The organism is Candidatus Pelagibacter bacterium nBUS_30, assembly GCF_051201245.1.
GTDB lineage: Bacteria > Pseudomonadota > Alphaproteobacteria > Pelagibacterales > Pelagibacteraceae > Pelagibacter.
Genome location: NZ_CP172842.1, coordinates 336,290 through 362,013, shown reverse-complemented (window position 1 = coordinate 362,013; position 25,724 = coordinate 336,290). Strand labels below are relative to the sequence as shown.

Genomic DNA, 25,724 nt, shown 5'->3' with positions numbered 1-25,724 from the left:
ACTAAATTTTTTGAAATAACGAAACAAAATTGTAACTGTGGATAATTAAATTGAACTCCCTAGTGGGATCGGATTTGAGACCATGCTCGTCAACCAACAATCTTTAAGTTCACCCTCTTCAGTATACTTTTCAACCTGCCAATTGAACTTATGATAGATTTTATTTTTATCTAAAATAACTACCTCAAATTGAGCCCATTTATCGCTACTTCCAAGCTGGGTAATTGTGTGGCTCAAATGATTAATCATCATCTCATAGGAATTGCCCTTCAACATCCTTTTAAAATTACCTAGGGGACCTGTAACCTTTTTGTTATTTGGGTGGGCAAAATTCCATGTTTGCTCTATGCCACTATCTTTAAAATTAAGGTCATTTTTCTGAAGGCCAGTTAGCTGAATTTTAACCACTTCTTTGGGATTAATATCGCTACTTGGCTTTAATATTTCTGCTTTGGATACTGAAATAGTGATGAAGAGTAAAATTAAAACTTTAAATATTAATGGCAGTCTTTTTAACATCATCTAAAAATTCTTGTCTTTTTGCATCACTAACAAATGGTACTGCAAAATATCTTCTATAAACAATGTTATATATGCCACACATATGAAACACCCCTCTTTTAAGTCTTCTTATCGGAAGGTTTAAAAAAAAGGTAGTAATTGCTAATCTTGGAGATCCATATGTACAAAAAATAATTGCTTTTTTTTGTCTCAAATTTCCAATCGGATAACCATAATTACCCCATAACTGTTTAAATCTAAAAGCCCAAGGTGGCGCTAATACTTTATCTATCCACCCCTCAACAATTGCTGGCATCCTAAAATTCCAAATTGGTGCAATTAAAACAATTGTATCACACTCTTCAATTCTTTGACGATGGTTTAAAACATCTTCACCAGGCTCCTCACCTGCAAAAACTGGATTAAATTTCTCTTTATATAAATCAACAGCATCAACTTTATTCCCTTTTTCTTCAGCTGTTTTGATAAAGGTATCTCTTATTGCGGCATTAAAAGATTTATCATTATAATGTCCATAAACTAGAAATATTTTTTTACTCATGAATTTTAATTCTCAAAGTTAATTAACTTTACTAAATAAAAACCTACAAACATTGCTATAACAAATGTTAGTGAGTGAATATCTAAGAGTGCAATTGATGATATTGCTGGTCCAGGACATAACCCAATTAATCCCCATCCAGCTCCAAAAATCGCAGATCCTAAAATAAGTTGATTATTAATGCTTTTATTATTTGAATAATTGAAATTTTTAGCAAGTATTGGTTTTTCTTTTTTTTTGATTATATGAAATAAAGGTGAAGATACTATTAAAGCACCAATCATAACAAAAGCCAGAGAAGGATCCCAGTTTCCAAACAAATCCAAAAAACCTAAAACTTTTTCAGGGTTAATCATTTCTGAAATAACCAGTCCAATACCAAAAATAATTCCTGAAATTAATGAAACTAATTTATTCATATAAAACTTTTTACTAGCACCGTTAATATTCCAACAATCATAAATGTTATAGTTGCAACAATTGATCTAAGTGAAAATCTTCCACAACCACTAATGCCATGACCGCTTGTACAGCCACCACTTATTCTGGTTCCAATTCCTACTAAAAGACCTGCAATTATTAATAAAATGAAAGAATTTGAAATTGTGATTTTAATATCATTATTAGCAAACAAATTATAAAGGATTGGTCCAATCACCAAACCTAATAAAAATAATATGTTATCAAATCTATTGTCTTTATTGGTCAGAGCATTGGCAGCTATTCCGCTAATACCTACTAGTCGGCCATTAAATAAAAAAAATACCACAACAGCTAAGCCAATGAGAATGCCTCCTAGAGTTGCTGTAACAGGTGTAAAATTTACTATATTCATTTAATTACTTAAAACAGGAAACGCTTGTCTAATTTTTAAAAAATGTTTTTGATATTCCATTTTAGTACATTTATTTTCTATATATTCAATATCATTTTTCTCAACTAGCTCTTTAGCATTTTCATCTTTTATACCCAACTGTAGCCACAAAACTTTTGCTCCAATCTTTATTGTATCTTCGGCAATGGGAAATACTTCTTTGGAAGGTCTAAAAACATCAACTATATCAATTGGTTCTTTTATATCTGTTATTTTTTCAAACACTTCCTCACCTAAGATTTTTTCACCTTTAGCTCTTGGGTTAACTGGAATAACTTTGTATCCATATTTTTGCATATATTTCATAACTATAGTTGATGGTTTGGTGGGATCTTTGCTCACTCCTATCATCGCAATAGTTTTATATTTTGAGAGAATATCTTTGATCTCAGACATAAATTATTTATTTTTTTTTATCTGATCTTCGCAAAATTTCCGGGCTTCTTTTAAATCTGTAATCTTGGACTCTGATAATTTTTGACTTCCAGCAAGACATGCATCTACAGCTCTCTTGAGATTATGATCTTTAAAACTTAAAGCAAAATACATTCCTGAAATAATAAAGATAACAATTAAAATATTTTTTTTGTTTTTCACTATTTATTTCTCCATTTTGGTTTTCGTTTCTCTAAAAAAGCAGATATTCCTTCTTTAGCATCCATTGCCATCATATTCACAGTCATCATTTTACTCGTATATGCATATGCTTTTTTTAATGACATTTCTAATTGTTTATAAAAAGCTTGTTTACCAATTTTGATTGTTAAATTTGATTTTGATGCAATAGTTTTTGCAATTTTTAAGACTTCGTTATCTAATTTTGATTTTGAATAACAATCATTAATTAGTCCAATGTCTTTTGCATATTTTGCCTTAATAGGTTCTCCAGTTAACAACATCTGCATCATTGGTTTTCTATTAATTTTTCTACTTACCGCAACCATCGGAGTGCTGCAAAACAATCCTATATTAACACCAGGAGTAGCAAACAAAGCATCATTAGTGCTGTAAGCTAAATCACAACTTGCAACTAACTGGCATCCAGCAGCAAATGCTGCCCCATGAACTTTAGCAATTACTGGTTTTCTTCCTTCAACAATTTGGAGCATTACTTTTGAACAAAGATTAAATAATTTTTGATATTTATCTCTTTTTTTTAATCCTTTTACTTCTTTTAAATTGTGTCCTGCGCTAAAGCCTTTGCCGGCACCTTCTAAAATGATAACTTTTAATTGTTTATCAGCATCAAGTTTTTTAAAAGTGTTAAGTAGATCAGTTAAATTTTTAAACGACAAAGAGTTGTAAGTTTTTTGTTCATCAATAATAATTGATACAATTTCATTAGTTAATTTCTTTATTTTAATATTACTTACCATATCAATCAGCTAAACCATCAGATCTAGCTTGATTTCTTTCTATATGAATTGGCAGAACTTTTCCATAAATAGCTTTTGAATGTTCAGGAGTATTAACTCTCCAAGGATCTAATACAAAAGCTGGTATACAAAGATATCTTGGCTTTTTTCCTTTTACTTTTGTAACTCTATGCATTGTAAATCTACCCTTAAATATTTGTAAATCTCCAGGTTCTAATTTTAATTGTCGAACCTTTGTTCTGTCACCATCTAGTACTTTTTTAACCTCATCAAAATTTTCATTTCCTGGCTTTCTTATAAATGGACAGTATTCAAAAATTCCACCCTCATCAGGTTTTTGTATCATTATACTAAGTGTAAATTCACAGCTATCAAAATGCCAAGGAAGAATTCCTTCTGATCTCATTACATTGTAAGCGTGACAAGCCAATGGGTCTGCCCATCTGTATATTGGAGAGATTCCCAGACAAGCGGATACAAATTTTAAAAGTTCTTTCTGTTCATATAAAAATTTCATTTCAGAACCTTTGTCAAAAAGATCTGAGTTTAAATATCCATTGTCTCTTTCTAAGAAAGTTCTTTTAGGATGGTTTGGAGATAAAGAAGGGTCATCTTTAGAGTTAAGATATGGATTAATACTTTTTTTAGACATAAAAACTTTATCAATTTTTTTTTCCAATTCAAAATTCATAGTCTCAATTGACTTTGGTAAAATGAAATTTGGAATAGTAGAGCAGCTAAACTGATCTAAATCATCTTTACATTTTTTAATTATTGTTTGTATCTTGCTGGAAGATAGATCGTGAATTGGATAATTTTCTAAATCTACAATAGTTTTTAATCTATCGCTCATTAAAATTTATTCCAATTTTCCTTCTTCTCTCATCTTAGCTCTAATTTTTGTAGCTGAGATTTCTTGAATTTCTTTCGAAAGTTCAATTTCTTCGATTTTGTAACCAACACCACGCCCGTAACAAATATTAGTAATATTTGGCACTATCATTACTTTAAATTGACCTTCAAATTCAGGATTTAACCTGTCTTCAATATTTTTTTTAACTGTTTCAAAATCAAAAGGATTATCATCAACTCCTTGAACATCTCTAATTTGAATACAAACTTGGCCTGTTTTTTTAACAATCTCTTTGAATAAAGTGTAATGACCATCGTGAAATGGTTGCCATCTTCCTAACATTTGTGCGGTTGGTTTTTTGTTATCCCATTCGTGAGCCATTATTTTATCTCCTTTAATATTTTTGGTGCCCAATTTTTAGCATCTTGTGTGGTTACATGAAAGTTAAACTTATCTGGTTTAACAAACATTTTATTTGTATCATCAAACCTTCCTTCTTTAATTGTATCAACCCAAACAATAAAATCTGCTGGAAACAGGGCTCTTGCTTCAGGCGTGGGGCAGACAAAATCTGCTACAACAAAATTACCATCATCTTTTAACTTTAATGCAAAATCTGCCATCCTTTTTGCCTGTCTTTTTCTTCCCTCTTCAGAAAAATCCCAATCATTTGCATCTTTTCTAACCTCATCTGCATTTAATCTTTTTGCATTAAGCATTGGTGCTAATTCTTCAGCTAATGTTGTTTTTCCTGAGCCAGGTAGACCCATTATTAAAATAATTTTCATCTTTATAATAAGCTATTTGCTACCCACTTATGAAATTGATGAGTTGGTTGATCCATAACTGGTGAAAAGTTTCCACCGTTATAAACTGGTGAACCTCTTCCTTCCTGCATTCCTTCGATTGCACTTATATCTTCCAACATAACATCTTTCCAAAATCTTGCATTTTCTTTTCTTAATTCTTTAAGCTCTTCACCATTTGCACTTTTATCGCCAACATAATACATTTGCATATGTTCTTTAGTTTTATTTGTTGCAAGTGGTTCAAGCCAAAATACATAAAAATGATCTAAGTGCAATCCAATCATTACATTTGGGAATAGTGCAATATATTCAGAATTTTTGAGTGATTTTTTTTCCCAGTTTTTAAATGTATCAAATTTGTTATTTCCTTTAACTGGTTGTTCATATTTCGCACTTCCTTGTCCCGCAAATCGATTTGGTAAACCTTGAATGTGATAATGATCATTAATATTTGATACTTTGTTTAATTCTGGGTGAATAGTTGGTAAATGATAACTTTCACAATAATTCTCAATTGCAAACTTCCAATTACATTTAACTTCTAAATCAAATGATCCATGGTCTTTAGAATAAACTAATAATTTTTGATCTTCGCGATTAATAAATTTAGACCATCTTTGATCAAGTGGATTGATGTATTCTTCAAATTCAATTTCATTTGAATTAATATTAACAAAAATAATATCCATCCATATTTTAGACCTGACTTCTTTTAGATTGCTCTGATTCTTTTTAAATTGATCTGAATTATGAATATTTAAACCTCCTATATGAGGTGTAGCCACTAGATTTCCCATAAAGTCATATGACCAGGAATGATAAGGGCATCTAATTACATTTTTCAAAGTGCATGGCTTGTCTATTAGCTTGAAGCCTCTATGGCTGCAGACATTGTGGAATACTCTAATATTAAGATCCCTGTCTCTGACTATCATCAAAGGAATCCCGAGTAGATTGTATGGTTTGACATCTCCAGCATTAGGTATTGAGCTACCCACTCCAATTACTGTCCATTTATCACAAAAAATCTTATCTCTTTCATATTCTAAATATTGCTCATTGGTGTAACATTCGTTCGGAAGCCCATTTGCAGTCTCAATAGATTTGTCCACATTCATCAATTTCTTGATATCCAAGATTTTTGAGAGAGTATTATTTTTGAGATTTTGGCCCATAAAAAAAATTACCATGACCATAATTTTTGGCAACAAATTTCCATTTTGGACCATGTTGAATTTCTTTGACAGCTTTTTCAAATAAGATAATGATCGGGAAAAAATGAATTTTTCATTGGAAATTGGTCCACACACTGACCTAGAAACTTTACCTCCTGTAAAGGATGTTTATGTTACAATGTTACCAGGTGGTGATTATAAAGAAACTGCTGATAAATCAGGAGACCTTGTAAAAAAAGGTTTTAATCCAGTTCCACACTTTCCAGCTAGATCAATAAACAATGAAGATGAATTAAAAGATTATGTTTCAAGATGTAAAGATCAAGGTGTTAAACAAGCTTTAGTCATAGGTGGAAGTAGAGAGCCAATTGGAAAGTTTGATAGCTCATATCAAATTTTAGAAACAGGTTTTTTTGAAGGAATTAAAATTGGTATTGCAGGTCATCCTGAAGGAAGCCCAGATATACCAGAACAAAATTTAGAAAAAGCAATGATGGATAAGAAGCCTTATGCTGATTACATAGTAACCCAATGGTTATTAGATAGTCAGCCTATTGTTGATTTCATTTCTAAACAAAGCGTACCAGTGCATGTTGGAATTACTGGGCCGATGAAAATATCTAGCTTAATAAAATTTGCTAATATTGTCGGAGCGAAAAATTCCATTAACTTTCTTAAATCTAATTTTACTAAGGCGTTAGATTTATTGAAACCTAAAGACCCTAATGATTTAATTGGGAAAGTTAAATCACATACTGATAACTTCCACATTTATACATTCGGCGGCTTGAAGGAAACAAACAAGTGGTTGAAGGAGAATAGTTATGTCTAATGAGTTTGACTATACTAAGTTAAAACATGCTACTACAGTTGATCAATCGGATCGTGCAGTACCATACAATTTAAGACAAAGTGGGCCAACTAAAGTTGAAATGCTTATCTCAACAAGAGTAAGAAAATCACCTTATTGGCATTTATCAATGCAGGCAGGTTGCTGGAGAGCAACAGTTTACAATCGTATTTATCACCCAAGAGGATATGTAAAACCAGAAGATGGTGGAGCAATGGTTGAGTATGATGCAATTGTAAATCACGTTACTATGTGGAACGTTGCTGTTGAAAGACAAATCAGAGTTAAGGGTCCGGATGCAGAAAAATTTACCGACTATGTAATAACTAGAGATGCAACAAAAATTTCTCCTATGAGAGCAAGATATGTAATCTTGTGTAACGCATACGGTGGAGTTTTAAATGATCCAATTCTTCTTAGAATTTCTGAAGATGAATTTTGGTTCTCTTTATCAGACTCTGATATTGGTATGTACCTTCAAGGGGTAAATGCTGATGGAAGATTTGACTGTACTATTGAAGAGATTGATGTCAGTCCTGTTCAAATACAAGGACCAAAATCAAAAGCTTTAATGAAAGATCTTTGTGGAGATCAAGTTGATTTCGACAATATGCCTTTCTACGGTTTAGCAGAAGTTAAAGTAGGTGGAAGAAGTTGTGTAATTTCTCAATCTGGTTTCTCTGGAGAAGCTGGGTATGAAATATACTTAAGAGACTCTACTCTTTATGCTGAGGATATGTGGAATGCTGTTCTTGAAGCAGGTAAAAAACATAGCCTAATGGTTATTGCTCCTGCTCACCATAGAAGAATTCAAGCAGGAATTCTTTCATGGGGTCAAGATATGGATGCTCAACACAATCCATTTCAGTGTAACCTAGGTTACCAAGTTTCATTATCTGGAAAAGGTGAATGGAACAAAAAAGGTGATTATGTAGGTAAAGCTGCGTTAGAAAAAATGGGTGCAGAACTTAAAGATGGTAAAAAACCTTACAAGCTTCAATTAGTTGGACTTGAATTAGGTGGAAAACCAATTGAAGAGTATGCTCCTGATTTTTGGCTAGTATCACCTGAGAATGGCGGAGATCCAGTTGGATTTATCACCTCTCCTTGGTATCACCCAGAGAAAAAACAAAACATTGCTATGGGATATGTGCCATTTGATGGTACATTAAACTCTAATGGCTTTCCTAAAGGTACTGTTGGAACTAAATTTAAAGTTCATCTACCTGAAAAATACTCTGATACACCAGGAATACCTGTTGATGCAGTAGTAGTGGATATACCATTCAAAGAGTCTTTCAACGCAAACACTAGAGAAGTTGTAAAAGGCTAAATATATTTTGGGGGAGCTAAAATTTAGCTCCCCCACTAAATAATGACTAAAAGTTTTTTAATCGTAATTTGCATTATTATTGCGATTGCTTTAATAATATTTCCATTAATAGTTTCTTACAAAGCACAAAAAAATAAAAAGAGTAAAAAATAATGTTTGGTGAGTTTTTAAATATAATTTTTAAATCAATAAAATTAGACAAATCTCTATATACAGATAATAAAAATTTTGGTGAAGCTTCAGTATATTTTGCTGGCTTGATAATGATTTTGGATGGCATTGCTGGAGCTGTCGCTGCAAATACAATTATAAAAACAGCAGTTGCAATGTCTGGACTTACTTCAATTATAACTTGGTTAGTTTGGGCAATTTTTATTTACGTAATTGGTGTTAAGCTTTTTCCTGATAAACAAACAAAAGTTCCTTTTAAAAAAGTTCTAACAGCTGTGGGATTTGCACATGCTCCAGGTTTGTTAAGATTTTTTGCTGTAACGCCAAATATGATGATACCTATAATTTTTCTAACTCAATTTTGGATTTTTGCAGGATTAATAATTTCGACCAAACAAGTGCTAAACTTAAAATCAAATATTAAATCTTTTGGAATTGTATTTTTATCTTTTTTGATAATAGCATTTTTATCAATCTCTTTTGTAATGAGCAGAATGAATATGCTGCCAGTAAGTCAGATTAGCTAAATTGGAAAAATAGTCTTAGAAACTCTACAAGATGAGCACAGTTTATAACTAGTTAAAATCAAATTTTGAGAAACACTTTCGTCCTCTTTCTTGCATTCTTCACAAATATTATTTAATTCTTTAGCGATTTCTTCACTATATTTTTGCTCTGATTTATCAGTCATTATCTGTAAGTCCTGCTCCAGCAGCACCTTGTTTTAAGCTGTCACTTTCTTCAACAAAAGTATTTTCAGCCAATTTATACAAATTATTCCACTCTGAATCTGTAAAGTTATCTTGATTATTAACAAATTTAATCTCAATTTCATTTGCAAATTTAGGAAAATCTTGATTGAAAATATTTGAAGAAATATTTACATTTAGGTTAAGCAAAATTTCATTTTGATCAAATTTAAAATGTATTTTTTTTCCACTTATCTCTGAAGCTCTACTTAAAAATGATAAAAATATAACTGGATGTGCAATTTTTTTAAAATGGATTGAAGCAAAATTATCAATCAATTTAATTTGATCTAAAAAACTAATACCAAGTATTATTGGACAGAAAGCTTCTGAAGATGGTTCATTTTTTTCACTAATTAAATTTAAATCTTCAAAATTTTTTGTCTCTTTGTCTTTATAGTACTGATTTAAGGTTTTAATTCCTTGTAATCCAAACATTTCTAACAGTCGTATAGATTTTCCTACTTCTTCAGAATTTCCCCAAGAAAAGCCAACTGCTCTACTTGCTCTTTTAGCTGCAGTTTCAATTTCACTTAGAGATCTCATAATTAATTATTAGTTTTATAAACCCATTGCTCATCGTAACTTTTTAATTCGCTTGGTAATGGCGCACCTTGAAACATGCAAATTCTTAACCATTTATCTGATCTTGGATCAAACTTTAACGCACCAAAAAAAGACAATTTAAGCCTCAACATATCTATAGGAACAATATTTTTACTGATTGTATTGTCTTGAATTTCTGAATATGGAAATTTTTCTATTATAAAAGCTCTTCTTACAACATGTCTTAATTCTGAGTTTAGAGATAAAAATTCAGCAATAGATGAGTTATTTTTTTCAGACAATAATTTTTCATAAAGTTTTTTTATGTCTCTTGCAACAGCAAGTGGTTGTTCAAGCTCAGATCCATGTTCCTCAAATCTATTAGCTAATCTAGGTTCTTCTTTGTTTTTAGATATAAACCAAAAATTTTGATGATTTTCTTTTTGATTAAAATTAATATCTAAAATATTTGGGTATTTAATTTCAATAATATCGCGTAATTCCTGTACTGTTCGATTAGTTGGAATGTTAAAATATTTATCTTCATCAGAACTCATATTGCTAACTAAAGGATTGGTAATATTACTATAGGGCTCCATCATTATTGAGACAATATATTCTATACATTCTTCACAAGTGTTTTGCTCTAACCACAAATATATTTCATTAAATGGATATTCAATTTTAAAATCAAAATTATTTTCAATATAATTTATAAATTTTTCAACATTCTTAAGTAGTAAACTAATTTTTTTTTGCTGGTATTCACTATCTGTATTCCAACTAGTAATATTTGTTAAAGATTTTTTTATACAATCTATGAAAAGCTCACTATCCTTATTTTCAACAATTTTTATTTCTCTAATTTCTTTTAATGCGGTTTCTCTACTTAAGATCCAATTATTTAGCAATGTTGGATGATTGACTATAAAAGGAGCCATACCAAGGCCAGTTGAGTTGCCAATACCTAAATTTTTACAAATTTGATCGTCTAATTTCACTGCTTTGTTTGGATTTTTACAATGCGCAATATGATTTACTTGATCAAAAGTAAATTGTCTTACGAGATAAACTAGCATCATCTCTAATCTAAAAGGGCCATTAATTTCCTCTCTATTTTTAATTCTAAATCTATCAGCAAGTCCAAATTTACCAGATCCATAAACCGCTGTAGTTCTATACAAATAACCAACTTTAGATAATAAGTTTACATCAGGCTGTCGACCATCACTTAAACATTCTACTACATGATTAAAAACTCTTACTGACTTATTTGCTCTTGAAAGAGTTAACTCTTTAAATGTAAGTCTGCCCACTTCTTGTTTTGGAACTTCATCTTTTAATCTTTTAATATCATCTTTACTAGGAATGCCGTCGTGCAATGTAAATGCTGCATCCCACTTAGTAGCTATAACCCTATCAGATCTTTCTTCATCTTTAATTGGATTTGCAAAACATACTAAAGAATAAACTCTATCTTTCTTTTTAAATGAATAAACTGCTTCTCCATAACCTTCTTGGTTTAAATTAAATAAATCTCTATTGTAATCCCAATCTTTAAACTCATTTAAAAAACTTCTTAAAAATGATAATTTTGATTGATGAAATGATCCTAATCTTGATAATTTCATTATCATATTTGGGTTTCTTAACTCAATTTTCATAATTAGATTGATTTATAGAAATTATACCAGTTGTTTCCTAGTATTCCATGTGTCTCATTATCTGAAAATCCTATCTTTTTAAGGCCATTTTCAATATTTTTAAATCCTCTAGCGTCCTCAAACCATTTAGGTTGTTTAGGAAAGCCAGGTTTGTTTTTAGAACCTTCTCCATAATTTTTACTTTTAGACCAAGTGCCATTTCTCATCCATTCAACAATACTGTCTGGTTGATCCAAGCATAGATCAGAACCAATACCTATATTTTTTAACTCCATAATTTCAGCCGTTCTAGCAACCATTTCACAAAAACTTTCAATTGTACAATTAGTATTATCTTTTAAGTGATGTGGGTATAAAGATAGTCCTAACATACCACCACTTTCACTTAGCGTTTTTAAAAGATCATTAGATTTATTTCTTTTTGCAGCATGCCAAAATGTTGGGTTTGCATGAGTGATTGCTATTGGTTTTTCACTGAATTCAATTGCATCAAATGTGCTCTTTTCTGCTGAATGAGACATGTCAACCACAATACCCACTCTATTCATTTCTTTTATAGCTTCACGACCAAAGTTTGTAACTCCACTATCTATTTTTTCATAGCAACCAGTTGCGAGTAATGATTGGTTGTTATAGGTAAGCTGCATAAATCTACATCCTAAATTATGAACTTTTTCAACTAAATTAATATCATCTTCAATTGGAGAGCAATTTTGAAAACCAAAAAAAATTGCTGTTTTTTTTTCAGAACTTGCTTTTTCAATATCTTTATAATCTCTACCAAGGAAAATTAAGTCAGAGTTTTCTGAAAAAAGTATTTCCCATTTTTTAATTTCTTCTAAAAGTTCATGATAATCTTCGTGATAAACTATTGTTACATGAACAGCATCTAGCCCTGCAGACCTATTATATTCAAAAATTTTTCTAGACCAATTACAGTATTGTAGATTATCAATTTTAAAATTCATATTATAAGTAACTTTAATCAAAATGATTTTTAAATACTATTAATTTTATTGAAATTTTAAGCTAATTTTGAAATAAGTCTTTTAGTATTTTTCATGAAAAAAAATAAACCTTTAAAAGTTTCAATAGTAATGGGTAGTCAATCTGACTATAAAACTATGCAACTAACAGAAAAAACTCTTAAAAAGATTGGCGTTTCATTTGAAACCAAAATAATATCAGCACACAGAACTCCAAAAAGAATGTACAAATATGCTGCTGCTGCTCAAAAAAATAATATTGGGGTCATTATTGCTGGAGCTGGTGGATCTGCACATTTACCAGGAATGATATCTGCTATAACATCACTACCAGTTTTGGGTGTGCCAATTGAAAGTAAAAAACTTAAAGGTCTTGATAGTTTATTATCTATTGCACAGATGCCAAAAGGAATTCCCGTTGGAACACTGGCAATCGGTGAAGATGGTGCAATAAATGCAGCATTGCTTGCTGCATCGATTATAGCCAACAATAATTCTTTAGTTAAAAAAAGATTAAATAGCTGGAGATTGGCTCAAACAAAATCTGTAAAAAAAAATCCTAAATAAAAATGTCACAAATAACACTTGGCATAATTGGTGGAGGACAACTTGGTAGCATGCTTGCTATTGCAGCAAAAAAATTAAACATAGAAACAATAATTTTTTGTGATGATGCTGAAGCACCAGCGCAAAATTTTTGTAATAAATTTATTTTTGGAGACTACAACAATAAAGAAAAAATTAGTGAATTTTTAAACCTTGTTAGTATTGTAACATATGAGTTTGAAAATATTCCCTTTGAAACACTCAATGAAATTAATAAACTAAAACCTGTTTTGCCAAAGCCATCTGTAAATAGACTTATTCAACATAGATTGGCTGAAAAAGATTTTGTTAATAATTTAAATATTAGAACAACCAGATATGTTTCTATTGAAAAAAAGTCAGATATAGAGGCGTTAGAAGATTTTTTACCTGGTATACTTAAAACAACTACACTTGGTTATGATGGTAAAGGACAACATCCAATTAAATCAATTGAAGACCTTAGCTCACTAAATCTGGATTTTTCAAAGGGTTATATTTTGGAAAAATTAGTAAAGTTAAAAAAAGAAATATCTATAATCATAACTAGATTTAATAATCACAAATATGAGATTTATGAACCAATTGAAAATACTCATGAAGATCAAATATTGAAACATTCCAAAATTCCAGCAGAAATTGGTGAAAAAATTTTTAATCAGTCAAAAGAATGGGCAACGTTAATTGCTGAAGAATTGAAATATGTAGGAACTCTATGTGTAGAATTTTTTATAGACAGAAATGATAATCTGTATGTAAATGAAATTGCTCCAAGAGTTCATAATTCAGGCCATTTAACAATTAATGCATATAATATAAGTCAATTTGAGAACCATGTTAGGGCTGTGTGTGGCTTAGAACAAGTATCACTTAAGAAATTATCAAATGCAAAAATGATTAATCTTATTGGAAATCAAATATCAAATTATAGAAATTCAATTAAATTAAATGATAATGAATTTTTTTTTGATTATTTAAAAAAAGAAATCAAAGAAAAAAGAAAAATGGGTCACATCACAACTTTAGTTTAAATGTTAAAATCTATAGAAGGTAATTTTGATAATCCAGAGGTTCATGAGCTTCTTACGAGTCATTTCATTGAATTAAGATCTGTATCACCTGAAGATAGTTGTCACGTACTAGATATAGCAGGACTAAAGGATCCTACTATTAAATTTTGGAGCTTATGGGATGAAAATAATTTAATGGGAAGTGGTGCTTTAAAGTTTCTTGATAAAGAGCATGGTGAATTCAAGTCAATAAGAGTAAGTGACAAATTTAGAAACCAAGGGAATGGCTATAAAGTCATAAACCACTTAATTAATGAGGCAAAAAAACTCAATATTAAAAGATTAAGTTTAGAGACTGGTGCAGGTGATTTTTTTTTAGCTGCTAGAAAACTATTTCATAAATGTGGTTTTAACACTTGTGAGCCTTTTTCTAGCTATAAAAGTAATATTAATTCTGTTTATATGACTATGCTAATTAACAACAAATAACTCTTTAATTATTTAATATTATTAATTTAGTTGACAAAACCCTATAAATTCTAAACAAAGCCGGAATTACTTAATTATAAGTAATAAATTAATACAACGAAAAGTAAGAAGATAAATATGAGTCTACAAGGAAAAGTAAAATGGTTCAATCCAACTAAAGGTTTTGGTTTTATTGAAAGAGAAGATAAAGAAAAAGATGTGTTTGTACATGTTTCAGCAGTAAGAGATGCTGGTATGAACGGTTTAGATGAGGGTCAAGCTTTGACTTTCGATGTTGAAGATGGTCCCAAAGGTCCTTCAGCAGTTAACTTAAAAACTGCATAATTCACACTTCCTATTGGCTGAAAAATTAGAATTTTAATCTATAGATTAAAATGATTAAATTCAGCCAATAGTAAAATTCTCCTAAAAAAATCTTTAAACACAATTTTTAAATACTAAAATTTAATAGTACAATAAGTATTATTAATATGAGTAAGAGATTTATAAACAATATTAGCAATCTAGTGTTTAAACCATTTGATAACTATGGTGAGCCAGTTGAGGGTATGAGCTGGCATAAAATAAGTTACGATAAAAAAAATGGAGGATTTGGTTCATATATTCTTAAGATGGATCCAGGCGCTAAAAGCTTACCTCATATTCATCAGGGCTTTGAAGAATTTTATGTAATAAATGGTGAGCTTGAGGATGCTGATGGTAAAATTTTTAAAAAAGGTGATTTTGTTACTTTTGAACCTGGAAGCACTCACAACTCTCATACGAAAAATGGTTGCCTACTTATAGTTTTTATGAGAGGTATTAATAAACCAATCTAATATAAATTATTCAAAAAAAAATATGATCGGCATTTTAGGTGGAATGGGCACACAAGCAGGTTTAGACTTTTGTAATAAACTTGCAATTTTAAATCGAGGAAAAATTGATCAAGAATATCCTCTATTTATACTTTATAATAAATCCAATATACCTGGTAGACCAGAGTCAATTGGAGTTCAGACTGGAAATTTATCAAACAAATCTTCAAATAACACCAGTAAAAAAAAATATAATCTTGTTTTAAAAAGTTTACTTCAAGGCTGTAAATTACTTGAAAAGAATAAGTGTAAATTTATTGTTATACCTTGTAATACTGCTCATTATTGGTTCGACGATTTACAAAAAAAAATTAAAATTCCAATTGTAAATATGCCGAAAGAAGTTTTTAAATTTACAAAAAAAAATTGTAAAAAAAATTCAAAAGTAGGTCTATTAGCTACAGAAGGAACTTTAAAAACAGGTGTTTACAATAAAATTTTTGATAAAAGTTATAAATTGATAAAACCATCACAAAATTTACAAAAAAAATCAGTAAATAAAGCAATAAAATTTGTTAAAATGGGTAATGTAAAAGCTGCTGCAAAAGCAATCAAGCCAGCAATTAATGAATTAATTAAGATGAAATGTAAAAAAATAATTTTAGGATGTACAGAGCTTCCAATAGCAATCTTTGCTTTTAAATCATTTAGCAATGTAAAATCTTCTAAAATCTTTTTAGATCCAAATTTAATACTTGCAAGTTCTGCAATGACTAGACACAAAAAATAATTCATGCCATTGGATACTGACAAGCCCTATGTTCTAAGAGTTGCAGAATTGATTTATTCAAAAGTTAATAAAATCAAAAAAGACAACTCTGAAATGACTAATATACAAGCTTTTGAGGTTTTTATGACAACCAAAGATTATGATTTAATTAGTTCAGGAGAATTCCATGATCAATGGTTTTTAGAATTAAAGAATAATAACTTTGTTGATAAAATTACTGGTAAAAAAATTAATGATGAAACTATGAGACTTTTAGAGTTACAAAAAGACTCGATGGTTAAGTTCTTGTTAAAAATACCTAAATTATATTACACAAAAAGCCATTTTCCCTTAGAAATATCTCAGAGAGCATTTGATCATCTTTGGAGAGTTTGTGAGAGCTTTGAAATGTGGTGTAAAGAGACTAAACAACAAAATTTAATAACTTTAAATATTTTAGATTAATTTAATTTTAACTTTTTTCTTGTAAGCTCAAATTTTTTTTCCACAAGATCTGTAAATTTTGTTTGAAACTTATGACTTTTACTTTGACTTTCAACAGCATCTTGTAAATGTTCAAAAGTATTTTTGCCTGTTTCATTTTTTATAGCTGTGTTTGCACCATACTGAAGTCCAGCTTGAAGAACATTTCCTGTTGTTACAGCAGTCATGCTTGGTCCTAATAGAGCGGTAGTTTGAAGGCAACCATTCAAAAAAATAAGTGAAAAAAATATAAAAGATATTTTTAAAAATTTCATAAGCTTGAGCTAAGTAATACATATCTGATTCTTCAACTCAAGCTAGAAATAGTTCAATTTAGGTATTTTTTTGAGATAAAATTCTATTATGAACTATAAAGCAAAAATGATAAAGATTTTTCCGTTCATATTTGTTTTATTATGGTCTTCTGCGTTCATTACCACAAAGCCTATAATTGACAACAGCGACCCCTTTTCAGCACTTGCTTTTAGATTTTCAATCGTAGCAATTGGTTTTTTCCTGTTTTCCGTTTATTCAAAACAAAAAATTTTAATAAAAAGAAAAAATTTTATTGAATCTTTTTTTAGTGGAGTTCTTTTTCATGGATTTTATTTAGGTGGGGTTTTTTACTCAATTTCAAAAGGGATGCCTGCAGGAATTGCTGCTTTAATAGTCACCCTACAACCAATTCTAACAAATGCTTTTAGTGGTCCAATTTTAAATGAGAAAGTAACACCAAAACAATGGCTTGGGGTTTTGTTAGGCTTTATAGGAGCGGCCTTAGTTTTAGGTTTAGATATTGGTTCAGAAATTCCAATAGCTGGTTTAGCTGCAACTGTAATAGCTTTAATTGCAATAACATCCTCAACTATTTGGCAAAAAAAACTTAGTAACAATTTACCATTATCAGTAAGCAATATGTATCAAGCTATAGGTGGTTTTACTTTTCATCTATTGGTTATAATATTTTTTGCAAAACCATATATTGATTTTTCACAAACATTTTTAATTGCGATGAGTCACCAGATATTTTTAGTATCATTTGGTGCTTTTACAATATTGATGTATTTAATTAAAAATAACTCAGCAAGCAAAACTGTTTCTATATTTTTTTTAATACCAGCAACATCCGCTCTCATGGCTTGGCTATTTTTAAATGAAAATCTAACCAGTTTAGATCTTGTAGGTTTTTTAATAACCACAATAGGTGTTTACATTGCAACACGAGATTAAAGATATTTAGTTAGAATGCTTTTGAATAATAAATATACAAATTTGTTTGTGTCATATTTTCATAGGCTAATTCTTGATACTGAATAATAGAAGAAAATCTATTATTTGAAGATAAATCATAATCAAAACCTAGGGAAACTACTGGACGAGTTTTTTTTAAGTTTGCATCAAGATTTACTGTTGGAAGACCTGACATACCCGTGGGTGCTAACTTAGAAATTGTATGATAAACATCATGTTCTATTCCTAAAGTAGCATGAAGGTTAAGTGCTGGTGTTAAATTTGCATCAATTCTTGTACCTAATAAAACGGTAAGCGCTTTATCATTAATTTTATTATAAGTAAGTGGGCTAACAGGTCCTACTTCTGTATAACTATCTTGTTTTTTGACTGCGTATCTTGATGCAAAATAGGGAGTATAATTAATTTTATTTTTTTTTGAAATTACATAACGTGTTTCAATTGTATTACTAATTGCTTTTGTTAGTGTTTTTCCTGTTCCCTCTTCTGAATTTTCTCCTGCTGCACGGGTGATTGTAGCATTTTTTTCTTGATACGCGTTTGCATATTTTACTTGAAATCCTAAGCCAGAGCTTTTTTGATTCCAAACAATTAAACTTCCAAGAAGTGGAGTATTATCTGAAAGTTTTAAATTTTTTGCTGTGTCGTGTTTAGTATTGGTGTGATAGAAACCTCCTATCCTCAGTTGATCAGAAAATCTCTTTCCACCTACTAGTACTAATCCATTTGTTGTTGAACTTGGATTTGTAACTTTAGAACGTCTGCCTCCTAATGACAGACATGTATCATTATTATTGCCAAAAAAATCACAATCATAAGTATTCATATGAGCAAAGTTTGCATCTGTTACTGATTTAAGACTATTCATAGACTCAAGAGTAGGTGTTTTAGGCAACGTAGAAGATGGTGGAACTGAACTTTCTATAGCAGTAATAATTAAATCCCAATCATCATCATTATTAGTATCATCTAATTTCCAATAATATTTATTTGTTCCTTCAAATTTATTACCTGTTGTGCAGTCTGTATCACTAGTGCATGATACTAAATCACTTTCTGTTAAGCCGCTAATTACGTCGCTATAAGTCGTATTTACTGATGAACCAGTTAGTGTTGAAGTGCTATGTACACCGAAAGTCGTCGTTCCTGATTTATTGCTAAAAACTATTTTACCATAATCAGAAGTGCTATTAACAATTACATTGTAATTTGTAGGAAGCTTATATCCATAAGTCAGCGCATCATTCCCTCCTTGAGAGTTATTCAATGTTGTAATAGTTCCAGATTGACCTGCGTCATTAGCATTATTAATATCCAAATCAGCACCTGTTATCGTTCCAGTATTGTTAATTGTTCCAATAGTTGCTCCTAATATATTTTTAATACCATCTGCATTAGTAGAATCTGTAATATTGCCTGAGTTATTTATTGTGGTGATTGCCCCTTCATTTTTAATTGCAGCACCACTGTCATCTCCTGTAATATTGCCTGAGTTAGTAATTGTTCCGATAGCTCCGGTTGCGTTAACGTAAATTACACCATTACCATCAATAGCAGAAATAGTTCCAGAATTATTTATTGTATTAATTACACCACCAGTTGAAGAAACGATTGCCTGACCGCTACCACCGCTAGTTTTGGTGGTAGAAATAGTTCCTGTATTTTCTATGGTACCTATTGTAGCGTTAAAATTTCTAATTGCTTTTCCATCAGCTCCCCATGCCTTAATTGTGCCGGCATTTTTGATTGTTGTAATTATACCGCGACCTGAATTCATAATGGTTTCGTTTTCAGCTTGTATCGTTGCGCCACTTTTATTTTCTATTAAAGTAATTGTGGGCACTGATTCATCATTTGATGCGTTTCTAATTGCTTGTTCTTTACTAGATCTAATCATCCCTGCATTTGTTATTGTTCCAATGGTATTGTTATTTTGAATAGTATATTTTCGTACTGACCATATATCACCGGTAGCAGTATTTTCAATTTTGTTAATTGTTCCATTTTTCGTATTTGCAATTGCAACTTTACTGTTTGAATAAATTTGTCCACTATTAACTATATCTCCAATGGTGGATCCATTAAAAATTGGATAACCAGCTCCATTGGAAGTGGATTGCTTAGTCTCTATTCTTCCATTATTAGTAATTGTTGTAATGCTGCCTGAGCCTGCTGCATGTTTAATTCCGTATCTATCAAGGCCATCTGCAGTGTCGTAACCTATACCTGCATCGCTATTAATAGTAATAGTAGTATTAGTACCGTTTGTAGTGATTATTCCCTTTTCATCATCACTTGAATGTCCTTTAATTGTAGCACCATCAATAGTAATGTTAGAACCATCACCCGTTACTACTATTTGTCTACAATCTGAAGTGTAAGTTACAGTCGTGCCATTAACATCGGCACAATCAGCAGCATAAGTTTTTTTAGGAAAAAAAATTATTAATAATGTAATAAGAAAAATTAAACTTACACAGATGTAAGTTTTATAATAATTTAATATCAATTTAAATACATACATTAAATAAATATTTCTTGTGACCTATTTATTCTTTAGGAAGATCACCAACCTAAAATCATGTAGTGACAAAATTTATCTAAAATTTATAAAAAAAATAATTAATTTTTAATACTTAATATGTTCATTATGGGTCATAATAGTTGAATAAATTTGATGTAAAATAAAGCTTTTTGTCTTACAAAGATTTAAAGCCAAACTCTAAAGAAGCATCTGTAATAGAGTGATACAAAGATTCACCAAAACTTCTGAGAGCAAACAATCTTACTTTATCTGAATTGTCGTCTAGCATATCAACCGTGAAAGCTATTCCATTATAAGTAGAATTTATTGAATTATTTTTTTCTAAAGTATTAAAATTAAAAGGACAGCCTTTCTTTAAAACTTCTTTAGCATCTTGACCTTCTATTTCAATTATCGCTTTTGAGTGAGATAAATCAGTTACCGCAAAATCTGTTTCATTTAAATTTTGTGAAATATTTTTAAGTAAATCTTTTTTTGTAGAAACCAAAAGCCAATTTTTTGGACCGTTCCATAAAATTCTTGTATCAGTATTATTTATTACTCTTAGTGGCTCATCTTTTAATTTTAGACCATCGATATCAATATTTTCAATTGAAACTGTAGAGTTTTTGTATTGAACTATTTGAACTATTAATAAATTCTTTATCTCAGAAATTTTTAAAAGATCATTTTCATTTTTACCTTCATGGTCCCCAAATTGGCCAGTTGAATGAACATTTGCTAAAGCTGATATTAAACTCATGATCTAACCCTTTCACCTTTTGGATCAACATAGTGAGAAGATACTATTTCAACTGGGATTACCTTATTTTTAACTGGAGACATTACAAATAATTTTTCACCAATCATGTTTTTTCCATCTTTTAGTATTGCTAAAGAAAATGGATTATCATGTTCTACACTCCAACAAGAAGCTGAAATATAACCTAATTTTGGATTTGGTAGTGGTGCATTTGAGTCTTTAACTAAATGCGATCCTTCAGGAATACTTGTTTTTTTATCTAATGGAACAACACCGACAACTTTTTGTCTATCTTCGGCTATAAATGCTTCTCTAGTTAAAGATCTTTTTCCAATAAAATCTTTCTTTTTACTTAGTAATCCTTCAAGAGAGTTGTCATAAGGGATCGTTCTTCCATCAAGCTCAGATCCTGCAACGTGTCCCATTTCAATTCTAAGAGTTGATAATGCCTCTGTTCCATATGGTTGAATTTTAAATTGTTTACCAACTTCCATAATTTTTTCCCACATAAAGTCTCCATTATCAGACTCAACATTTACTTCATATGCAAGCTCACCGGAAAATGAAATTCTAAAAATTCTAGCCTTAACTCCAAACAAATCTCCCTCCATGTAACCCATAAAAGGTAATCCTTCATTTGACACGTCAGAATTTGGAAATAGTTTTTGTAATAAATCTCTAGATTTAGGTCCAGCAACTGCAGCTCCTGCCCATTGCTCTGTAGTTGAAACTACATTCACATTTAATTCGGGCCATACTAGTTGTAAATAATATTCTAAATGTGAAAGAACGTTTGCAGCTTGTGCGGTAGTAGTTGTCATGTGATAATGATTTTCTGAAATTCTTGTAGTTGTTCCATCGTCCATAACAATCCCATCTTCTCTTAACATCACACCGTATCTTGCTTTACCAACTGGTAACTTTAACCATGCATTTGTATAAACTCTATTAAGCAGCTCAGCTGCATCTGGTCCTTTAATATCTATCTTACCTAATGTGGTTACATCACAAACTCCTACATTAGTTCTTACGTTTTTTGCTTCTCTTTTTGATCCTTCAAATAAATTTTCATTACCTTGTTTGTAGTATCTTGGTCTTAACCACACACCTGCATCAACAAAAACTGCATTGTTTTTTTCATGCCAAGAGTGCATTGGTGATTTTCTTGTTGGTTTTGAATGTTTTCCAACTTCTCTTCCAACAATTGCTCCTATTGAAACAGGAGTGTACGGTGGTCTAAAAGTAGTGTGACCAACATTTGGTACTACTTTATTTTCAATATTTGATACTAATTGTAAGCCATTTAAATTACTCGTTTTGCCTTGGTCAGTTGCCATACCAAGCGTTGTATATCTTTTTACATGTTCAATTGATCGATAACCCTCTTTAAGTGCTATCTCTACATCAGAAACCGCTACATCATTTTGAAAATCTAAAAATCTTTTATAATTTTTTCCCTCAGGTAATGGCACACACCAAAACTTGTCGTGAGTTGTTGATTTTTTTTCGACTACATTTGGAAATGAAATTTCATTATTATTGTTAGTAATTTTTTTTGATAACTCATGACCAGTTTCAAAAGAACTTTTCAAAGTCTCCTCTAAAGTATAAGTTCCATTTGCAGCGCCTAACGTTGTTTCGTTTTGTTTTGATACACCTGGAACAAATGCATCAATTTCTTCATTGAATTTTGTTTTATTTCCTGATTGTGAAGCTAAATGAATTGTTGGTGTCCAAAAACCTGAAACACATATACAATCACATTTAATATTTTCTACCATACCAAGCTGTTCTTTATCATCTGAAATTTTTGCAATATCTGCTGATTTTACTTTTTTATAACCTTGAGCGGCAACTACCACATAAGAAAAATTAATGTTAATTCCCAAATTTTTTGCTTCATCGACTACTTCTGATTGAGGATCTTTTCTTGTATCTAAAATAATTGGTTCAACACCATTTTTTTTAAATTCAATTGCAGTTTCATAACCACTATCGTTATTCGTAAATATTAAAGGATTTCTTCCGACTAATACTCCATAAATTTTAAGGTATTCTTTTGCTGCTGATGAAAGCATTACTCCTGGGGTATCATTGTTTCCAAAAACAATTGGTCTTTCAATTGATCCTGAAGAAATTAAAACCTCTTTTGCTCTAATGTACCAAAGTCTTTGTTTTGGATGGTATTTTTTTGTCTGTGGAAGGTGATCACTAATTCTTTCAGACATTACCAGCATGTTATGATCATAATATCCAAAAACCTGTGATCTGTTTTTAACAACAACGTTAGGCATTTTTTTAAGTTCTGAAATTATTCCATCAGCCCACTCTTTACCTGATTGATTTCCTATATTAACATCACTAGTTAATAAAGTTCCTCCATGTCTAGCTTTATCTTCAGCTAAAATAACTCTTGCTCCATTTTTTGCTGCAGCGTATGCACTCGCTAAACCTGATGGGCCTGAACCAGCAATTAATAAATCACAATATTCGTATTTATGTTCATATCTCTCTTTATCATGTTTAGTAGATGCAACACCAAGACCTGCTGCTTTTCTAATAAATGGTTCATAAACTTTGTACCAAAAGCTTTTTGGCCACATAAAAGTTTTGTAATAAAACCCAGCAGGTAAAAACATTTTAAAGAAATTATTTATTGCTCCAATATCAAAGTTTACACTTGGCCAACAATTTACACTTGTTGCCTCTAACCCTTCAAAAAGCTCTTGTTCTGTGGCTTTAATATTAGGTTCAGTTTCACCATTTCTATATAATTGAACAATTGCATAAGGTTCATCAACCCCAGCGCCAAAAAAACCTCTTGGTCTATGGTATTTAAAGCTTCTACCGATTAAATGAACACCATTAGCTATTAAAGCTGAGGCTAAAGTGTCTCCCTCAAAACCATAATAAGTTTTACCATTAAACTTAAAAGATAATTTCTTATCTCTATTTATTAAACCAACATCTGATAATCGATAACTTTGATCCATTATGAATTATCCTCATTAGCTTTTAGTGTTCTAAATATTTCATGAGTTGCAGTGTCTCTTTCAACTTTTATCCATTGTCTGCACCCTGATAAATGTTGCCATAACTCTAAATGTTTTCCTCTTAAACTTTTTCTATTATAGACAAAGTTGTCCCAATCTTGATCTGTTACCTCTTTATTAAGTTCTGGTCTTTTAACAGTTGCGTCACCACCATAAGAAAATTCATTTTGTGATCTCATTCCACAGTGTGGACATTTAATATGAAGCATTTATGAAATCCAAGTTTTTGTTCCAAGTCCTTTTTCATCAAGTAAGTGACCTGTGTTAAATCTATTTAAACTATATCCTGCGTTTAATTTATGAACTCTGTCTTGAGCAATTGTATGAGCGAATGTCCAACCCGATGCAGGAGTTGCTTTAAATCCACCATAGCACCAACCACAATTTAAATATAAACCTTCAATATGTGTTTTATCAATTATAGGAGAACCATCCATAGACATATCCATTATTCCACCCCAAGTTCTCAACATTTTTAATTTACTTAAGAACGGCATCATTGCTATACCTTCTGTCAACACATGTTGTAAAGTTGGTAGGTTACCTCTTTGCGCATAACTATTATAACCATCAAGGTCTCCGCCCATTACCATTTCACCTTTGTCAGATTGACTAATATAAAAGTGTCCTGCTCCAAAAGTAACCACTCTATCTAAAATTGGTTTTACAGGCTCTGAAACACAAGCTTGAAGTAAGTGAGTTTCTACAGGCAATGTCATATTTAATTTCTCTGCTAAATGATTAGTACTTCCAGCAACGCATAATCCAATTTTCTTAACTTTGATGTCACCTCTTGAAGTTCTTACTCCATTAATTTTTCCACCAACAACATCAAATCCTGTTACTTCACAGTTTTGAATGATATCAACGCCCATTGAGTCTGCTTGTCTTGCATATCCCCAAGCAACCGCATCGTGTCTAGCTGTTCCAGCACTTGGTTGCATTAATCCACCGAAAATAGGGAACCTTACATTTTCAGAAAAATCTGCCATTGGAATAATTTCTTTTACCTGTTCTCTGTTTAAGAGTAACGCATCTATTCCATTCAATCGCATAGAGTTTCCTCTTCGCGCATACACATTCATCTGAGCATCTGAGTGAGCAAGATTTATAATTCCTCTTGGTGAAAACATTACGTTGTAGTTTAAATCTTGGCTCATCTTTCTCCAGAGATCCATTCCAAATTCACTGAAGAGTGCATTATCATCATGCATATAGTTTGATCTAATAATTGTAGTATTGCGGCCAACATTTCCACCGCCAATCCAACCTTTTTCAATGATTGCAACGTTAGTAATGTTGTGCTCTTTTGCTAAATAATATGCGGTCGCCAAACCATGACCACCACCTCCAATGATTACAACGTCATATTCTTTTTTAGGTGTTGGATCTTTCCATGCTAAATCCCAGTTTTGATGGCCAGAAATAGCATTTTTAATCAGATTAAATATTGAATATTTTTGCATCAGATATTTTTATCTCAATCAATATAAATAGTTCTTATTTTTTTTATATATATTTTTTAGAAGTTTCCAAAGATGTCAAAAAGAG

32 protein-coding genes are annotated in these 25,724 nt (G+C 30.8%); 11 read left to right on the top strand and 21 right to left on the bottom strand.

What is annotated here, in order from left to right; all coding sequences use genetic code 11:
• Positions 1-45: 45 nt before the first annotated feature.
• Genes ACIJYE_RS01900 through ACIJYE_RS01850 form a run of 11 tightly spaced genes read right to left on the bottom strand, consistent with a single transcriptional unit; the run spans position 46 to position 6,150 of the window.
• Positions 46-519: a hypothetical protein gene (locus ACIJYE_RS01900; protein WP_435090823.1), complete on the bottom strand. Its 474-nt coding sequence runs from the start codon at positions 517-519 to the stop codon at positions 46-48.
• The gene (locus ACIJYE_RS01895) at positions 491-1,063 is read right to left on the bottom strand and encodes an NAD(P)H-dependent oxidoreductase (protein WP_435090821.1); all 573 of its coding nucleotides are present in this window, start codon (positions 1,061-1,063) and stop codon (positions 491-493) included. The genes ACIJYE_RS01900 and ACIJYE_RS01895 overlap by 29 nt, the downstream gene beginning before the upstream one ends.
• A gap of 5 nt (positions 1,064-1,068) precedes the next feature.
• Positions 1,069-1,482 (bottom strand): DUF6691 family protein, encoded by a 414-nt coding sequence (locus tag ACIJYE_RS01890; protein WP_435090820.1) that lies wholly within the window; start codon positions 1,480-1,482, stop codon positions 1,069-1,071.
• Positions 1,479-1,898, bottom strand: a complete 420-nt coding sequence (locus ACIJYE_RS01885) for a YeeE/YedE family protein (protein ID WP_435090819.1) — start codon at positions 1,896-1,898, stop codon at positions 1,479-1,481. The genes ACIJYE_RS01890 and ACIJYE_RS01885 overlap by 4 nt, the downstream gene beginning before the upstream one ends.
• Complete coding sequence (locus tag ACIJYE_RS01880; RefSeq protein WP_435090817.1) at positions 1,899-2,333, bottom strand: CoA-binding protein; 435 nt, start codon at positions 2,331-2,333, stop codon at positions 1,899-1,901.
• Positions 2,334-2,336: 3 nt separating this feature from the next.
• Positions 2,337-2,534 carry a hypothetical protein gene (locus ACIJYE_RS01875; RefSeq protein ID WP_435090816.1) on the bottom strand — a complete coding sequence of 66 codons (198 nt, stop codon included), beginning with the start codon at positions 2,532-2,534 and terminating at the stop codon, positions 2,337-2,339.
• On the bottom strand, positions 2,534-3,319 hold the full coding sequence (locus ACIJYE_RS01870; protein WP_435091254.1) for an enoyl-CoA hydratase: 786 nt from the start codon (positions 3,317-3,319) through the stop codon (positions 2,534-2,536). Before ACIJYE_RS01870 ends, ACIJYE_RS01875 begins: the two co-directional genes overlap by 1 nt.
• Positions 3,315-4,166, bottom strand: a complete 852-nt coding sequence (locus ACIJYE_RS01865) for a HalD/BesD family halogenase (protein WP_435090815.1) — start codon at positions 4,164-4,166, stop codon at positions 3,315-3,317. Before ACIJYE_RS01865 ends, ACIJYE_RS01870 begins: the two co-directional genes overlap by 5 nt.
• A gap of 6 nt (positions 4,167-4,172) precedes the next feature.
• The gene (locus tag ACIJYE_RS01860; protein WP_435090814.1) at positions 4,173-4,547 is read right to left on the bottom strand and encodes a cytidyltransferase; all 375 of its coding nucleotides are present in this window, start codon (positions 4,545-4,547) and stop codon (positions 4,173-4,175) included.
• Positions 4,547-4,954, bottom strand: coding sequence for an AAA family ATPase (locus ACIJYE_RS01855; protein ID WP_435090813.1), 408 nt, complete (start codon positions 4,952-4,954; stop codon positions 4,547-4,549). The genes ACIJYE_RS01860 and ACIJYE_RS01855 overlap by 1 nt, the downstream gene beginning before the upstream one ends.
• Positions 4,955-4,956: 2 nt before the next feature.
• A complete protein-coding gene (locus ACIJYE_RS01850; protein ID WP_435091252.1) occupies positions 4,957-6,150 on the bottom strand; it encodes an aromatic ring-hydroxylating oxygenase subunit alpha in 1,194 nt (397 codons plus the stop codon).
• Between the two features lie 103 nt (positions 6,151-6,253).
• On the opposite strand from ACIJYE_RS01850, the gene ACIJYE_RS01845 reads away from it, so the two are divergent.
• From ACIJYE_RS01845 to ACIJYE_RS01835, 3 genes are all read left to right on the top strand, one after another.
• On the top strand, positions 6,254-6,982 hold the full coding sequence (locus tag ACIJYE_RS01845) for a methylenetetrahydrofolate reductase (RefSeq protein WP_435090812.1): 729 nt from the start codon (positions 6,254-6,256) through the stop codon (positions 6,980-6,982).
• On the top strand, positions 6,975-8,333 hold the full coding sequence (locus ACIJYE_RS01840) for an aminomethyl transferase family protein (RefSeq protein WP_435090811.1): 1,359 nt from the start codon (positions 6,975-6,977) through the stop codon (positions 8,331-8,333). Before ACIJYE_RS01845 ends, ACIJYE_RS01840 begins: the two co-directional genes overlap by 8 nt.
• A gap of 152 nt (positions 8,334-8,485) precedes the next feature.
• A complete protein-coding gene (locus tag ACIJYE_RS01835; protein ID WP_435090810.1) occupies positions 8,486-9,031 on the top strand; it encodes a hypothetical protein in 546 nt (181 codons plus the stop codon).
• Here ACIJYE_RS01835 and ACIJYE_RS01830 read toward each other — a convergent pair.
• The 4 genes from ACIJYE_RS01830 to ACIJYE_RS01815 are packed head-to-tail and all read right to left on the bottom strand — an operon-like array spanning position 9,028 to position 12,431.
• Positions 9,028-9,195 carry a hypothetical protein gene (locus ACIJYE_RS01830; RefSeq protein WP_435090808.1) on the bottom strand — a complete coding sequence of 56 codons (168 nt, stop codon included), beginning with the start codon at positions 9,193-9,195 and terminating at the stop codon, positions 9,028-9,030. The two genes, ACIJYE_RS01835 and ACIJYE_RS01830, sit on opposite strands and share 4 nt — an antisense overlap.
• Positions 9,188-9,799 carry a DUF3726 domain-containing protein gene (locus ACIJYE_RS01825; RefSeq protein WP_435090806.1) on the bottom strand — a complete coding sequence of 204 codons (612 nt, stop codon included), beginning with the start codon at positions 9,797-9,799 and terminating at the stop codon, positions 9,188-9,190. The genes ACIJYE_RS01830 and ACIJYE_RS01825 overlap by 8 nt, the downstream gene beginning before the upstream one ends.
• Before the next feature lie 2 nt (positions 9,800-9,801).
• Positions 9,802-11,463 carry a hypothetical protein gene (locus ACIJYE_RS01820; protein ID WP_435090804.1) on the bottom strand — a complete coding sequence of 554 codons (1,662 nt, stop codon included), beginning with the start codon at positions 11,461-11,463 and terminating at the stop codon, positions 9,802-9,804.
• Positions 11,464-11,465: 2 nt separating this feature from the next.
• On the bottom strand, positions 11,466-12,431 hold the full coding sequence (locus tag ACIJYE_RS01815; protein ID WP_435090803.1) for a membrane dipeptidase: 966 nt from the start codon (positions 12,429-12,431) through the stop codon (positions 11,466-11,468).
• A gap of 93 nt (positions 12,432-12,524) precedes the next feature.
• Here ACIJYE_RS01815 and purE point away from each other — a divergent pair, with 93 nt between their 5' ends.
• From purE to ACIJYE_RS01780, 7 genes are all read left to right on the top strand, one after another.
• Positions 12,525-13,016 carry a 5-(carboxyamino)imidazole ribonucleotide mutase gene (purE, locus tag ACIJYE_RS01810; RefSeq protein ID WP_435090801.1) on the top strand — a complete coding sequence of 164 codons (492 nt, stop codon included), beginning with the start codon at positions 12,525-12,527 and terminating at the stop codon, positions 13,014-13,016.
• Positions 13,017-13,018: 2 nt separating this feature from the next.
• The gene (locus tag ACIJYE_RS01805; protein ID WP_435090799.1) at positions 13,019-14,065 is read left to right on the top strand and encodes a 5-(carboxyamino)imidazole ribonucleotide synthase; all 1,047 of its coding nucleotides are present in this window, start codon (positions 13,019-13,021) and stop codon (positions 14,063-14,065) included.
• Positions 14,066-14,533, top strand: a complete 468-nt coding sequence (locus ACIJYE_RS01800; RefSeq protein ID WP_435090798.1) for a GNAT family N-acetyltransferase — start codon at positions 14,066-14,068, stop codon at positions 14,531-14,533.
• A gap of 117 nt (positions 14,534-14,650) precedes the next feature.
• A complete protein-coding gene (locus ACIJYE_RS01795) occupies positions 14,651-14,857 on the top strand; it encodes a cold-shock protein (protein WP_008545539.1) in 207 nt (68 codons plus the stop codon).
• A 146-nt stretch (positions 14,858-15,003) separates the two neighbouring features.
• Positions 15,004-15,351: a cupin domain-containing protein gene (locus tag ACIJYE_RS01790; protein WP_435090797.1), complete on the top strand. Its 348-nt coding sequence runs from the start codon at positions 15,004-15,006 to the stop codon at positions 15,349-15,351.
• 22 nt (positions 15,352-15,373) lie between these two features.
• Positions 15,374-16,120 carry an aspartate/glutamate racemase family protein gene (locus ACIJYE_RS01785; RefSeq protein WP_435090795.1) on the top strand — a complete coding sequence of 249 codons (747 nt, stop codon included), beginning with the start codon at positions 15,374-15,376 and terminating at the stop codon, positions 16,118-16,120.
• A 3-nt stretch (positions 16,121-16,123) separates the two neighbouring features.
• Complete coding sequence (locus tag ACIJYE_RS01780; protein WP_435090794.1) at positions 16,124-16,564, top strand: hypothetical protein; 441 nt, start codon at positions 16,124-16,126, stop codon at positions 16,562-16,564.
• Here the strand turns inward: ACIJYE_RS01780 and ACIJYE_RS01775 are convergent.
• On the bottom strand, positions 16,561-16,857 hold the full coding sequence (locus ACIJYE_RS01775) for a hypothetical protein (protein ID WP_435090792.1): 297 nt from the start codon (positions 16,855-16,857) through the stop codon (positions 16,561-16,563). The two genes, ACIJYE_RS01780 and ACIJYE_RS01775, sit on opposite strands and share 4 nt — an antisense overlap.
• 106 nt (positions 16,858-16,963) lie before the next feature.
• On the opposite strand from ACIJYE_RS01775, the gene ACIJYE_RS01770 reads away from it, so the two are divergent.
• On the top strand, positions 16,964-17,812 hold the full coding sequence (locus tag ACIJYE_RS01770; protein WP_435091250.1) for a DMT family transporter: 849 nt from the start codon (positions 16,964-16,966) through the stop codon (positions 17,810-17,812).
• 10 nt (positions 17,813-17,822) lie between these two features.
• Here ACIJYE_RS01770 and ACIJYE_RS01765 read toward each other — a convergent pair whose 3' ends face one another.
• From ACIJYE_RS01765 to ACIJYE_RS01745, 5 genes are all read right to left on the bottom strand, one after another.
• Entirely contained in the window at positions 17,823-20,357 is a 2,535-nt protein-coding gene (locus ACIJYE_RS01765; RefSeq protein WP_435090791.1) for an autotransporter domain-containing protein, read from the bottom strand.
• Between the two features lie 175 nt (positions 20,358-20,532).
• On the bottom strand, positions 20,533-21,120 hold the full coding sequence (locus ACIJYE_RS01760; RefSeq protein WP_435090789.1) for a sarcosine oxidase subunit gamma family protein: 588 nt from the start codon (positions 21,118-21,120) through the stop codon (positions 20,533-20,535).
• Positions 21,117-24,113: a sarcosine oxidase subunit alpha family protein gene (locus tag ACIJYE_RS01755; protein WP_435090788.1), complete on the bottom strand. Its 2,997-nt coding sequence runs from the start codon at positions 24,111-24,113 to the stop codon at positions 21,117-21,119. Before ACIJYE_RS01755 ends, ACIJYE_RS01760 begins: the two co-directional genes overlap by 4 nt.
• Complete coding sequence (locus ACIJYE_RS01750; protein WP_435090786.1) at positions 24,113-24,382, bottom strand: sarcosine oxidase subunit delta; 270 nt, start codon at positions 24,380-24,382, stop codon at positions 24,113-24,115. The genes ACIJYE_RS01755 and ACIJYE_RS01750 overlap by 1 nt, the downstream gene beginning before the upstream one ends.
• On the bottom strand, positions 24,383-25,639 hold the full coding sequence (locus tag ACIJYE_RS01745) for a sarcosine oxidase subunit beta family protein (RefSeq protein WP_435090785.1): 1,257 nt from the start codon (positions 25,637-25,639) through the stop codon (positions 24,383-24,385).
• Between the last annotated feature and the right edge of the window lie 85 nt (positions 25,640-25,724).